The organism is Bradyrhizobium sp. UFLA05-153 (genome assembly GCF_054185185.1).
Genome location: NZ_JBBIAM010000186.1, coordinates 1 through 12,458, shown reverse-complemented (window position 1 = coordinate 12,458; position 12,458 = coordinate 1). Strand labels below are relative to the sequence as shown.

12 protein-coding genes and 1 pseudogene are annotated in these 12,458 nt (G+C 57.2%); 3 read left to right on the top strand and 10 right to left on the bottom strand.

The annotated features are described in order from the left end of the window. Window positions 1-494: 494 nt before the first annotated feature. A pseudogene (locus Q2941_RS48015) lies at window positions 495-1,671 on the bottom strand (IS3 family transposase). A 400-nt stretch (window positions 1,672-2,071) separates the two neighbouring features. Between Q2941_RS48015 and Q2941_RS48010 the strand changes: the two are divergent. After that, window positions 2,072-2,356, top strand: a complete 285-nt coding sequence (locus tag Q2941_RS48010; RefSeq protein ID WP_458197024.1) for a hypothetical protein — start codon at window positions 2,072-2,074, stop codon at window positions 2,354-2,356. A gap of 110 nt (window positions 2,357-2,466) precedes the next feature. Here Q2941_RS48010 and Q2941_RS48005 read toward each other — a convergent pair whose 3' ends face one another. From Q2941_RS48005 to Q2941_RS47975, 7 genes are all read right to left on the bottom strand, one after another. Then, entirely contained in the window at window positions 2,467-2,940 is a 474-nt protein-coding gene (locus Q2941_RS48005; RefSeq protein ID WP_458197023.1) for a hypothetical protein, read from the bottom strand. Between the two features lie 174 nt (window positions 2,941-3,114). Continuing rightward, a complete protein-coding gene (locus tag Q2941_RS48000) occupies window positions 3,115-3,456 on the bottom strand; it encodes a hypothetical protein (protein WP_458197022.1) in 342 nt (113 codons plus the stop codon). Window positions 3,457-3,623: 167 nt separating this feature from the next. After that, window positions 3,624-4,256: a DUF4339 domain-containing protein gene (locus Q2941_RS47995; protein WP_458197021.1), complete on the bottom strand. Its 633-nt coding sequence runs from the start codon at window positions 4,254-4,256 to the stop codon at window positions 3,624-3,626. Between the two features lie 40 nt (window positions 4,257-4,296). After that, the gene (locus Q2941_RS47990; RefSeq protein ID WP_458197020.1) at window positions 4,297-4,632 is read right to left on the bottom strand and encodes a DUF3768 domain-containing protein; all 336 of its coding nucleotides are present in this window, start codon (window positions 4,630-4,632) and stop codon (window positions 4,297-4,299) included. 124 nt (window positions 4,633-4,756) lie between these two features. Further along, a complete protein-coding gene (locus Q2941_RS47985) occupies window positions 4,757-5,338 on the bottom strand; it encodes a hypothetical protein (protein WP_458197019.1) in 582 nt (193 codons plus the stop codon). A gap of 214 nt (window positions 5,339-5,552) precedes the next feature. Next, window positions 5,553-6,182, bottom strand: coding sequence for a hypothetical protein (locus Q2941_RS47980; RefSeq protein WP_458197018.1), 630 nt, complete (start codon window positions 6,180-6,182; stop codon window positions 5,553-5,555). A gap of 465 nt (window positions 6,183-6,647) precedes the next feature. Next, window positions 6,648-7,445: a tyrosine-type recombinase/integrase gene (locus tag Q2941_RS47975; RefSeq protein ID WP_458197017.1), complete on the bottom strand. Its 798-nt coding sequence runs from the start codon at window positions 7,443-7,445 to the stop codon at window positions 6,648-6,650. A 139-nt stretch (window positions 7,446-7,584) separates the two neighbouring features. On the opposite strand from Q2941_RS47975, the gene Q2941_RS47970 reads away from it, so the two are divergent. Both Q2941_RS47970 and Q2941_RS47965 read left to right on the top strand, forming a co-directional pair. Next, complete coding sequence (locus Q2941_RS47970; protein ID WP_458197016.1) at window positions 7,585-9,561, top strand: ATP-dependent helicase; 1,977 nt, start codon at window positions 7,585-7,587, stop codon at window positions 9,559-9,561. A gap of 357 nt (window positions 9,562-9,918) precedes the next feature. Beyond that, window positions 9,919-10,368, top strand: coding sequence for a hypothetical protein (locus Q2941_RS47965; protein WP_458197015.1), 450 nt, complete (start codon window positions 9,919-9,921; stop codon window positions 10,366-10,368). A 512-nt stretch (window positions 10,369-10,880) separates the two neighbouring features. On the opposite strand, the gene Q2941_RS47960 is transcribed toward Q2941_RS47965, so the two are convergent. Next, window positions 10,881-11,669, bottom strand: a complete 789-nt coding sequence (locus Q2941_RS47960; RefSeq protein ID WP_458197014.1) for an 8-oxoguanine DNA glycosylase OGG fold protein — start codon at window positions 11,667-11,669, stop codon at window positions 10,881-10,883. 85 nt (window positions 11,670-11,754) lie between these two features. Next, window positions 11,755-12,324: a hypothetical protein gene (locus tag Q2941_RS47955; protein ID WP_458197012.1), complete on the bottom strand. Its 570-nt coding sequence runs from the start codon at window positions 12,322-12,324 to the stop codon at window positions 11,755-11,757. Window positions 12,325-12,458: the final 134 nt, after the last annotated feature.

The window sequence follows — 12,458 nt, the reverse complement described above, 5'->3', positions numbered from 1 at the left end:
TTCACCCAACGCCATCATAGACCTCGCCGTGCCCGCGCGCATGCGTCAATCAGGCGGCCTTCGACGTGTGCGTACGGTGGACCGACTACGGGCGAGTTTCGTTCAAGGGGTACGCTCGTAGATGGTGGCCTCAGCGAACGGACTGTCAGTCCATTTGGCCAACTCTGTGCTCATTGGATCGGGCTTTTCGCACCACATGCATGTAAGGTTTGTCCTGCCATCCTTGGACAGGGTTGGTATCATTCTCTGGTCGCGGGTCGGGCAGCGGGAAACTTGCATTTGCGCCTCCACAGTGCCGTTCCAACTTAGGAACTATGCAGTTGTTCCTAAGTTGCAGATCCTGAAGGAGACCGTCATGCAACAAGCCATAGACCGGATCATGCAAGCTATACCCTGATGGTCACCCTTTCCCCCGAGGCGGAAGCTGATGTCCGAGAACGGCTGGAAGAGCACCTCAGGGATACTGTGATCTTCCCCCGAAAAAATGGACAGGGTTAAGCTGCTTTTAGCTCCATCTCGATCGGGCTGATATAGCCGATGGCGGAGTGACGACGCTTTCGATTGTAGAAGCCCTCGATGTAAGCAAAGATATCACGTCTGGCTTCCTCACGTGTTTCATAACGCTGGTGATTGACGAGTTCTGTTTTGAGCGTGTGGAAGAAACTCTCCATCGGCGCGTTATCATAGCAATCGGCCTTGCGGCTCATCGAGGCCCGAAAACCGGCGGACTGCATCATCTTGCGATACTCCGCCGAAGCATATTGAACGCCACGATCTGAATGGTGGATCAAGCCGGCGCCAGGCCGCTGTGTCGCATGGCCATCGCTAGGGCCGCCATTGGCAGTTCGGCGCGCAAATGATCCGCCATCGCCCAGCCGACGATTTTGCGGCTGTAGAGATCCATCAGCGTGGCCAGATAGAGCCAGCCCTGATCGGTCTCGACGTAGGTGATGTCGGCGAGCCAGATCTGGTTCGGCGCCGCGGCGACGAAGTTGCGCTCGAGAAGATTCGGGGCGATCGGGAAATCGTGACGGCTGTCGGTGGTCCGCACCCGGCGTGGCTTCGCCATGATGGCCCTGATGCCATGGCGGCGCATCAATCGCTCGATGCGACCGCGGCTGGCCCCGCGGCCCTGAGCCCTCAACTCGGCATGGACGCGCGGGCTGCCATAGCGGCCATTGGTGTCGCGGTGAACCCGCCTGATGTCGTCGACGAGCTCACGATTGGCGGCGGATCGCTGGCTCTCCGGGCGCGAGCGCCAGGCATAATAGCCGGCCGGCGAGACACCGAGCACGCCGCACATGATTGTCACCGGGTAGTCGGCGCGGCGATCTTCGATGAAGCGAAATCTCATTTCGGAACTCCAGCAAAGATCGCAATGGACTTTTTTAAGATATCGCGCTCCATGCGCAGCCGCTCGTTCTCCCACTGCAAACGCGCGATCTCCGCCGCGTGGTCCGCCGACGGCAGCGTCGCCTGCGTTGTGGGGCGCCGCGTCGCCGCCGTCGGCTCCAGCCGGGCCCCTCGCTGCTCCACCCATCGCCGCAGCACGGAATCGCGCAGGCCGAGCTCCCTGGCAACAGATCCGATCGAGCGCCCGCTCGACGCTACGAGATCAACCGCTTGCCGCTTGTAGTCATCCGTAAACGACCGACGTTGACGTCCTTCCATCCGACACCTCCTGGCTCTTCGAGCCTACTACAGGTGTCCATCAATTCGGAGGAGGTTCACTGACGGGGATGAAAACGCACGTGCCATCGAGGGACTTCGCTTTCTGAGAGAGTCTGACCGTCCGCCGCGAAGGCGCAGGCGGTAGGCACGCTGAGGCGCATCCTTAGTCGCCGCCAACTATCTCGCGTTTGTCCAACCTGACGACAAGGTATTTGCATTCCCTCAATCTTCTCAACGGATATCTCCGATTTCTCAAGGCGACAATCCGGATATCGGCCGGTCGCTTTAGGCGATGATTTGCGGAAGAAGCGGTCGACCGAGGGGCGGTCTCGAAACTTGTAAATCCTCCATGAGATCGGCGGCTGCATGACGCTGCCGCGATTCTCCGAGGAGAAATGATATGAGCAACGCGATCAGAAATGCCTCTTCCGTCGTCGTGTCCAAGGCCAGCGACGGCAGGAAATTCAAGTGGTCCATCGAGTTCGACGAAACTTTGCGTACGCTTCTCGGTTCGGAAGGCATTGAAGATCCGGACCGCCAGATGATGGTCTGTGACGCCTTGTGCAGAATTGGCTTAGCGGAGCACCGGCTGTTCGGCGATGATACCGATCAGCTTGAGGTTCAGGAGCACTGCTGCACTTCCACCAAAGTGATGCTTAAACTTGCCAAGGTGTGTCAACTCTAAGACGCGTTTCGCTGCATTCCGGCAGGAATCGAGCATACGTTCAAGACGCCGGTCATCTTGTGATCGGCGTCTTTTTGCGAATCCGTGAACAAAGCCAAGTCGGGATATTCTCAATCGGTCCAATCTCCCTCTGGGCAGTCACGGCGTGGCCGTCGCCGCTTCCTCTTCACCTGCACGGATAGTCGGGCGCACCCAGCCAATCCTCCGTTACGCCCAACGAATTGCTGAAATCGCTTGGTCGGAACATCCTCCGCGTAAACGTACTCCAAGGCGCGCACCCACCTGCTCTTTTGCTTAAAGTCGGCATCGGGTTTTACCGCTTCGATCAGGGCACGGATCGGGCTCATGCCTTTGCGCCGAGCTATGTTGAGTTCGTCGGTTAACTTTCGGGCCGACCGGTTCGCGATCTTGCGGCCCTTCCAATCGGCATAGACGCTGTAGATTGCCTCCAGAACGACGTACAGTTCGAAGCGACCGACGTGCTTTCTCAGTCGTGCTGCGGCTTTCTTTGCCGGACGGATATCAACCGCCAGTTCGGGCGATAAACGAGACGCGCGTCGAGGCCGCGATTGCATTGAGGGCATGGTGATTTCTCCGATTAATTTTGAGGCGATCTCTTCAAGAAATTAGAGTCGCCTCAGGCGATCTTTGGCGCAGGAATCGGAGGTGTTTTGTCTGCTACGGCGTTTTTTTTGCCGAACCGGCCGTCAAGTCGCGGTTTAGGCGTGTGATGGCCGAAAACTGGATCGGCGGGACGATCAGTGGATAGTACGCGATGTGGCCTGCTCGACCCGAGAGTCTTGTTGCTCAGTGGCTCTCCGCAAGGCATCCATGATCGCATTGTAGAGTTCGCGACTGATGTTTGGGATGAAGAGCGTCACCAGCTTGCCAGTGCCGCGCACGAGCCCCACCGGCAACTTCATTCCAAGCGAGGACACAGCGGGAGGCTGGTTGATCAAGACGCGGCAATTCATGTCCATTGCCGCGGAGACGATGCTATCCTTCAGGATGGTGAAGCGAGCGCCGCGTGGATTTCCATCATCGTCAAAACCGAGGACGTAGACTTGATCTGCCCCCGACGGTTCTGTTTTCTGACCCATTGGTGCTCTCAAAGGATTGGATGATCATCTGGATCCATACGCTGTCTACGGACGACCTCGGACCGCAGATCGCGATTGTACAGGGTGGACTGACCGCTTGGTGAGATAGCAGCCGCGGATAGTCGAAGGGAGGGCCGGGCTATTGCAGCCCGACCCCGGCAAATCCGCTAACCTTCCACAGATGCGTAGATTAGGAAGCCGACGATCATGCTGATGATCCAGGCGACCGCGTAGTACGGCCGCTGCTTCAAGCGCTTCGCTCTTAGGAATAGGTAGACCGGCGTAAGCAGGACGGCAGCAACCCGAGTTAGTCGAGTACCATAGCCTGCCTGCTTCAACCTGCGATCATCGAGCCAGCCGAGACAGGCATTGATGAGAACAGGTATCTGATACGGCAGTCCCTTGCTCGGGTGATATGGAAACCCCAAGGCCAAGGAGCGGACGGCCGCTTCCTGGTTGCTCGCGCTAATGGCCGCTTCGATCACCCCGAATACAAGGGGCAGCAACGCCAGCGTCCATACGTAGCCGCTTCCAATATGTTGGGACGAAATCGCAGGGGGCTGCGCTGCGACGAGTTCGGCGAGGTCGCTCTCCCGCAGGCTCTTCCATTCGGGCATGCTCTTTCGCCAGACCTGGGTGTCCGTCTCGATCTCCCGATTGTCCAGCATTGCCTTGATGGCTGCAGCCGTCGTTGGGCCCTGCCGGGCTCCATTCACAACATAGTACCATTGGATCAAGTCGTGCTTGTTTGTCTCCTCTACGCCCGGAAGCGGAGGTGGCGCACTGAATTCTTCGGTCATTTCGGTTCCTGTTCAAAAGAATGATTGATTGATCGGCGAGTTAGTATTCGTCCGCCCGCATGATCGTGATTACCCGCTCCGTCACGGTGGGATCTGCGGGATTCGGCGAATGGAACTTGAGGGACTTGTCGAAGTAATCGATCTTGAACATCACGGAGATGCCGTCGAAATCAAAGACGCCGAAGTCGTGCTCCTCGTGAGGATCGTTTGCGTGGCAAAAGTCGTCGAATACCGCGATGGTTTGAACCAAGCGCTTAACCGCATCGGGTCCTAGTTCGGCGATGCCGGCGGTCATGACCGCCCCGCCGCCAAGTAGGTGTTGCCGCAGCTCATCGTTAAGCGCACGCGTTTTCTCCGCGTCCGTTTGCATGGACATGGTTATTTCTCCGGTGTGTTTTGTTTGATGGGGTGGGCCTGGGCTTGTGTCGTTTGCTGCCAGGCGATGTCAGAGCGGTAGGAGCTCGGGCCGTGGTCCGAGCTTCAAGGTTAGTTGCAGTAGTTCACTCTGCGCCGGGATTGATGAGGGCCACTTGCGTCAGGTGCCGGATATAGGTGCCTTGCTTGGGGTAGTCGCGCAGGCGCAAGGTTAGGACAGCGTCCTCGCGCTTCAGAACAACGCACTCCCACCAGCCATCTTCGGGGCCGTCCATCGCCAGTACGACGGAACCCACGTCAACGCTGTCCCAGGTCTTTGGCAGCCCAGCGACGCGAACCTTCGGCTCGTCGGAGGAGCCCGTCGGCCCGTCGGTTGGTGCTGACGTAGGGTTCGGCTCTTGAGTCTGACTTCCGTCACCCGGGGTCGCCAGGACGGCATTTAGCTTATCGACGAGGTCTCGCCGGATCGGTGGCACGAACGCTTTGCCGCTGGCGTACAGCCTCCCGACTGGCAGTTTCGTTGCGATGCCACTGAAGGCTGCCGACGCCGAATGAACGGACTTGAGCCTCATATTGCCCGCAGCACTCACGACCTTGTCGTTGAATTCCGCAAAGCGCGCGCCGCGCGGCTTGCCCTCATCGTCGATGCCGAAGACGTACAGGTTGTCCGGAGCAACGGTCGGCTTCTTTTCGTTCGGTTTTCCCATGTTTGTCCTCCTTAAAAGCAGACGGGGCCCGAAAGGGCCCCGTGATCTGCAGGTCTAGCGATGTGAATTGAGCCTAGCGGTGGCGAGCCCCTGCATTCTCCGAAGCAAGTAATCATGGAAGTATCTCCAAGTGTCAAAAGAGTACAAAGTCATTCTAAGACTTTGCATGCTAAGTATAGCTGAGTTGATGATCAGATAAAACAGTATTTTTTGTCTATTTATGACTATAAATATTTGATTTTGCTGTTGTTTTTCGACCATTTAGCGGCTCTCGGCTGCATTTTTGGTACAGGTAGCAATAGCCGATCTCGCAGGCCTGCCGGTCGTCAATCCGGTTGCCATTGCACAGGTTCAAACCGTCGCCTGCGCAAAAGCGCCAAATGGCGTTCTGTACGAACCTCGTGAATGATTTCGGAAAAACAGCGTTTAGGGAGCGCGCGTCGATGCGATCAGCGACGGTCCGTATGATTTCGGCGCAGCCCCCAGGCGCATAGCAGGCCGCACCATAGGTGTGAGGGGTGCCGCAGGTCCCAAGAATTCCCGTGCGATGTAAAAAATTATGGACCAGCGTGTCCACGGCTATCATCGCTTTGCCGGTCTCGAACCAAATTGGTCGCTGCTTGCGCGCACCAATCAGCAGCGTTGAAAGCGTCATCATTAGGATTTTGTCCGACACGCCGTAGACGTGTCGAAGGGGGCCGACCAAAGCCTCCTGACGCGCGGCGTCTATCGTGGTGCCAGGCGCGGCTTTCGCAGTTTCCAGTTGGCGGTCGATCCAGCCGACGAGGTCGCGGTCGGTGAGGTCGCGGACGAACAGGAAAAGGCTCCAGGCCGTTTGGTTCAAGCGACCGTTACGGAGGTGAGGGCGGGGCAGCGGGCAAGCATCGATGTGATCTGGCTCTGAACAAGTAACGCTTGTTTTGTCGTATCGGCAGCAGTCGAAATGCCAGTAGCTGCGGAGCTTAGGACAAGAGGGCCGTCTCCTAAAGCTTGCATTGATATCGGACCAGGAAGCCGTCCCGTGTTTCTCAATGTAGTCACGCGCGACGCGGTCGGAGATCCCCTGAAAGCTGAATATCGTCAGAAGCCAGTCTACGATTGGACCCGTGTCACCGAGCGCTACGGCTCGGTCTAAGCCTGCCCGCCCGAACTCCTCGTCGATCTCATCGAGAAACGACATTGATCCGGCAACTGTACAGACGGTCCGGATCAAGCCTTCCGCACGGACGAACCGATCAGAGTGTCTTTCGATGGAGTTTGACATCTTGATGCACGACTTTCTCAACGTTCGCAGTGAGAGCCCCTTCGACTATATCATTGCGATCAATTTGCGTTGGGTGTCGCTATCGCCATCAATGTAGCGCTGCGTGGTCTGAATTGACCGGTGCCCCGCCAGCAGTTGAACGTCCCGTAGCGAGCCGCCTGCCTTATGAACTGCTCGCGCCGCCCGGGTAATGAAGGTTCGACGGCCGGAGTGCGATGAGCATCCTTCGAACCCGAGCTGCTTGTAGGCGCGGTTAAACCAGACCACGATGGTCATTGGCGTCAATGCGCCGCCGCGCTCGGACCGGACTACGGGACCGTGCCCATTGCAAAGTTGCCGCGCCTTGACCAGCGCCTGTCGAAGATCCGCATGAATCGGAATCGTTCGCCCGCTGCGCTTCTTTGCAATCTGATCTTGTAGCGCTAGCGTGCCGCCGACCGCGCCGCTTGGATCTAGGACCATGCCCCAGCTCAACTTTGCAATCTCGGCCGCGCGAAGGCCAGCCTTGACTGAGAGCAGAACGATCAAACGGTTGCGGAGTGGATGTCGAGAGCGCTCGGCGAAAAACAACAGATCGTCGATATGGTCAGTCGAAAGAGTCTTGGCTTGCTTGCCAGGCATTTCACTCAAACCAGTTTCTGAGAACGAATATAGAACATTTGGCTTAGCACGCAACAGAAACTTTGCATCGATACGCGGCTGACGCTGCGTGCGACCCGCCAGATCCTGGACCTCGACGTGCGCTGATGCCTGCTTGCTCTGAGGCTTGCTCAGCAGCCTGCTCGTTGCGTTGCCTTGCGTGTGTCGAAACCAGACTTGTCCAGGTCTCGCACCCGCATCCATAGCTAGTTGGGCGGCGTCACTGAACTCGTGGTCGAAAGGTGTCGCACGTTGGGCCGGTTTTCTTCACCCGCCTATCAAGCTTCGCGAGAAAACGAACCTGTAAAGGGTCGGCAGTCGAATATCTCGCGAAGGAAAGATCATGACTCTCGACCATCTGAAACATATGAACAAAACGCAGCGCGCTGCTGTCGTGCATGGATACAAATCCGACCGCGCAAAGCCTGGTCGGCCGCTGCTGATCATCGCCGGAGCAGGAACTGGAAAAACAGAGACATTGTCGAACCGGGTTGTTCATTTTCTGGCAAGCGGAGTGAGCCCTGACAACATCCTGTTGCTCACGTTCACGCGGAAGGCGGCGCAGGAAATGACCCGCCGCGCGATTGCCACGGCTGGCCGTGTCCTAGGCACGAATGTCGGTGAGATCCCGTACTCAGGCACATTCCACGCTGTCGGCGCGCGGCTCGTCCGAGAATTTGCGGAGCAATTGGGCTTGTCCCCTAATTTCACGATCAAGGACAGAGGCGACAGCGCCGACCTGCTCGACATGGTTAGACACAAGCTTGGTTTCTCGACCCTAGACGCACATTTTCCAGACAAGAACCAATGCCTCGAAATCTACTCGTACAAAATCAATGCCTGCATGCCCCTGAAGGAGGTCTTGAAAACGAAGTATCCGACGAGCAAGAAGTGGACCAGGCAGCTTCGGCAACTTTTCGCTGAGTACCGGGCAGCAAAGCGCAAGCAAAACGTCTTCGATTACGACGACCTGCTGGTTTACTGGGTGAAGATGCTGAACCAGCCCGACATAGCCGACCAGTTACGAACTCGTTTCAGCCACGTGCTGGTGGACGAATACCAAGATACTAACCGGCTTCAGGCCAAGATTCTTTTCGGCCTCAAACCTGATGGCCGAGGCGTCACCGTTGTCGGCGACGATGCCCAAGCGATCTATTCGTTCAGGGCGGCCACAATCGAGAACATTCTAGATTTTCCTCAGGTGCTGCCGAAGGTCAGGGTTATCAACCTCGAACAGAACTACCGTTCGACAAACCAGATCCTCAAGGCATGCAATGCCGTCATCAACCTTTCGACACGTGCATATGCCAAGAATCTCTGGTCCGACCGGCCGAATTTGGGCAAGCCAAGACTCGCCGTTGTCGAGAACGACACAGCACAAGCCACTTATATCGCCAACGAGATTCTTTGTGCAAAGGAGGAGGGCATTCCATTTCGTGCCCAAGCTGTCTTGATGCGGTCGTCTCACCACAGCCAGAAGCTCGAAATCGAGCTGACGAAACGCAACATACCGTTCGAGAAATGGGGCGGCGTCAAGTTTCTTGAAGCAGCGCACATCAAGGACGTGCTCAGCCTGTTACGTTGGCTAGAAAATCCGTGTGACGAGGTGGCCGCTATGAGAGCCTTGAAGCTGCTGCCGGGCATCGGCCCGAGCGCGGCCATGAAGGTGATAGAGCGGCTAGAAGGCCGAACGGGGCGGCTGGTGCTCAGAGATGCCGACCGGCCCCGTGGCTGCGGTGATCATTGGGGGCAATTCGTTCGGCTGATAAAGCGTCTGCAGAAACGGCCCTGGAAGGCCAGCCTGCCTGAGGTGGTGAAATGGTATTTGCCGCTGATGAAGCACGACAATCCCGAGCTTCGTGCGGCAGACCTTGGCCAGCTCTGCATTGTCGCCAACACTTATAGCTCGCGCGAGCAATTTCTTGTGGAAGTTACCCTCGAGCCGCCAGAAGGTGCCGTCGGCGCGAACAAGCCGGGCCGGTCGGATGATGATTGCCTAGTCCTCTCGACGATTCACTCTGCCAAAGGCCAGGAATGGGACCACGTTTACATCTTGAACGCAGTGGATGGTTGCATCCCTTCGTCGAAAGCTAAGACGCCAGCAGAGGTCGAAGAAGAACGGCGTCTCCTATATGTCGCGATGACGAGGGCAAAGAACCGCCTATCGTTGATGGTGCCGCAGCGCGTCTTTTCGTGGCGGCAAAACTCTAGCGTCGTCGATTTGTTCACGCGGCGTAGCCAATTCATCCCGCGGTCGGCTGAGAAGCTGTTCGTTGTCCGTGCGACCTCCGGCAAACCACGGACAAGGCGAGCGTCGTGATCTGAACAGAGCTGGTGCGACCGGCGCGCCGCGGCCGGGGTCTCCGGGTCACCGGATCGGTTCTGGCTGCGCTGTCGCCGATGATCTTAGATGATCGCGCGAGAGGAGGCGGCGCAAGTTGCGGAAAATGGCGAAGACGTAAGCTTATGCAACATTGAATTCGGGGCCATGACGGCGACTGACAAGGAAAACGGCGACTGATAAGGAAATCAGAATTTTATTATCAGTTGTCGGTGGATGGCTTGGCCAATGGCAGCGATGCCTTTGGCGGTTAATGCAATCAGTGACCTGTAGTTGATCTTGTAAATTGGCCTCGTGGTCGTAATCGCCACCTAAAATCAAACCAAGAGGTCTTCCGTGAAAACAAGGCAGTCTAAAGTAAGCAAAAAAGAGAACCGTAGGCGCGCCGGCGTCAAAGTAAAGAAGCTACGCCGCGCGCAAGGTTTATTTAGAAGCACGACGACAGCAGAGGAAAAACACATAACCATGACAACGGACATTACCAATAAGTACTACGACGACGACTACGGGCTGAAGCTGAGCGACCTCTTCATCGAGGACCTCAAATCCAACGAGGACCTCCATTTGCATCTCGCAGACATGGCTACACTCTATGCTGGAAGCCCAAAGGGGGTCCGCAAACTCATCGACGCCGTGCTGATGCAAATGTGCGGCATCACTTTCGTCACGATCATTGCGGCTGCCGAGCAAAACACGACCGTGCTGAAAGCCGAAGTTGAATACAACTACGGGCGAATCTGTACGTCGTCGAGGAGATACAACAATGCCTGTACGAAGTCTGAGTGAAGCGGAAGCCTGATCATGGGCCACTTCATATAATGAGCACAGAGCAGGACAAGGTCGTCGAAGGGCGCGCACGCCGAACAGTCGATCTACCGATTCCGCGGCGCCTCTTCCTTCAACATGACGCGGTTCGGCAACGCTGACTTTGCCGGTGGCACGCGAAGTCGACGGCGTGCGCGCCGGCGCCGCCCTGTCCAGCGCCTGACGGTATGATCGCTGGCGCCGAAGGCAGCGCGATCGACGCATTCCGTGCCGGTCAGGCCGAGGAGCAATGCCTTTTCTACGTGGGCCTATCCACGCCCGCGACCGCTTATTCCTCTATGCGCCGACCGAGAAGACCAACGGCCACAACAGCCTGCTTTCGCCATTCCTTGACGGCCTTGGCGGGCATTTGACACGCCGTTCGGTTGTCCCCGCTCGACCGCTCCCGGTGGCGGTCGCAGTCGGCGACTGATAAGCTTTTGAGAGTTTGCTTATCAGTTCTACTATTGGGCGACATTTAAGAGCGCTAACCGTTACCAAATTGACTTTGTCGCGAGCCTTTGTTCCACGACGTGCGTCCGCCATGGGTGAGGTGGCCGTCCTCCTTCTGAAATTAGAGCGCGCTCAGTCAATTCCGGTGTCCAAGCTGTCCCCAACTCGGCGCTCAGTGCTTCAACGAGTTGGCAAAATGCCTCGTAGTCTTGGCCGGTATTTAGGTTGCTGACGAATGAATCGGCGCGTTGCACCGCGTTGCCTTTCTTGAGCTTCCACGTGAGATGTTGATCGAGCTTAACGACCTGGCGGCCGGTAAGAAGGTTGATGGCGCAGCCAAGCCACTGGTCCATAATGTAACCTTTGGCGACACGGGAAGAGGCGGCGGGAGCTAAGAAGTAGATTAGTTTGGTAAAGTACGCGGGCCCCATCCCCACAATTGCAGCTTTGCCACTAGATCTCAGTGCGGAGAACGCGTCATATGATTCAGATCGACTAAGCTCGTCATCACGAATCCGATTGGCAACGTCGATCCATGGCTCTAAGGGTCGCTCGAACAGAAGATCGCGATTTTTGCCATGCATACCGCCCCAGGCAAGTATGCTAATGCATAGTTCAAGCGTTCCAACGCTACGATCTGCCGCCATAGCTAGAAGTTCGGGGCGGTTTGTTGTCGGCCGCAGGGGCCCAACTTTCATAGTTAGTTGGCGCGGGTCGATGTCTTTGAACCAGCGCTCGGGGCTTCGTCCTTCATTTTCTTCTGGCAAAGCCAAGGTCGGAGGTGCTGGAAAGCATGATCTAAATTTTGCTAGGCGTTCGGAAACAAACATTTCTTGTGCTCGATTGCTTGCAACTGAAGGGTCACTGAGCAGATCTTGGTAAGATCCAATAAGGCGCTATTCGCGTAAGGGATGACTAAACTGGCACAAAGCCAGGATTGAGCGTATTGAAATTCTTCTGCGTGATAACCGCGTCTCGATATTCCGGCATCTTGAGATCGACATCGATGAGCTCGTGAACGGCGCCGCCATGCAGCAGGCGTAGCACTTCGCTCAACGCTAGCGTAGCGGCGGCGGCGCCGACAAACGGCGCGCCGACGGCCTTACCGGCGAGCAAGGTGACGCCGCAGCGATCGAGCGCACCGCTCGTGAGCATGCCCTTGTACGCGGGCCGGTCTTCGACCTGATCATCGGCCTGCGCACCGCGCCAGATCTGCGACGCCGGGCGCGAGGCCGGCAGGGTGTGCAGCCGGATCGCACGAAAGTCGCGATGTCCCCGGCCCAGCCCAGCTTCCACAACGAAATCGAATCCAACTTGATCCAGCGCCTGGCGGCCGACGCCGTTGTCGAGCCCGCACAAGGCGACGGCGGGCTCATCATCCCGGCGCCGGAATGACGCGTCGAACAGCCGTTCATGGATAGCCGTCGTAAATCCCCGTCGCTCGGCCCAGGCGGCCATGGCGCGGGTCTTCTTGACGTTGATCAACGCGGCGTCGCTCAAGATCGACGTGCTCTCGGTCGAGGGCGTGATGATGTCGATGTCCTGCAGGATCAGGCTCAAGTCTTGCGGCCGCGCGAAGGGCAGCAGCCCGAGCGCCCAAAGATCTGTCTCTTATACAC

Excerpts from the sequence above, each read along its gene's own strand:
- Q2941_RS48005 (WP_458197023.1), bottom strand. The coding sequence starts at position 2,940 with ATGCCCTCAATGCAATCGCGGCCTCGACGCGCGTCTCGTTTATCGCCC.
- Q2941_RS48010 (WP_458197024.1), top strand. The coding sequence starts at position 2,072 with ATGAGCAACGCGATCAGAAATGCCTCTTCCGTCGTCGTGTCCAAGGCC.
- Q2941_RS47960 (WP_458197014.1), bottom strand. The coding sequence starts at position 11,669 with ATGTTTGTTTCCGAACGCCTAGCAAAATTTAGATCATGCTTTCCAGCA.
- Q2941_RS47985 (WP_458197019.1), bottom strand. The coding sequence starts at position 5,338 with ATGGGAAAACCGAACGAAAAGAAGCCGACCGTTGCTCCGGACAACCTG.
- Q2941_RS47995 (WP_458197021.1), bottom strand. The coding sequence starts at position 4,256 with ATGACCGAAGAATTCAGTGCGCCACCTCCGCTTCCGGGCGTAGAGGAG.
- Q2941_RS47990 (WP_458197020.1), bottom strand. The coding sequence starts at position 4,632 with ATGTCCATGCAAACGGACGCGGAGAAAACGCGTGCGCTTAACGATGAG.
- Q2941_RS47970 (WP_458197016.1), top strand. The coding sequence starts at position 7,585 with ATGACTCTCGACCATCTGAAACATATGAACAAAACGCAGCGCGCTGCT.
- Q2941_RS47975 (WP_458197017.1), bottom strand. The coding sequence starts at position 7,445 with ATGGATGCGGGTGCGAGACCTGGACAAGTCTGGTTTCGACACACGCAA.
- Q2941_RS48000 (WP_458197022.1), bottom strand. The coding sequence starts at position 3,456 with ATGGGTCAGAAAACAGAACCGTCGGGGGCAGATCAAGTCTACGTCCTC.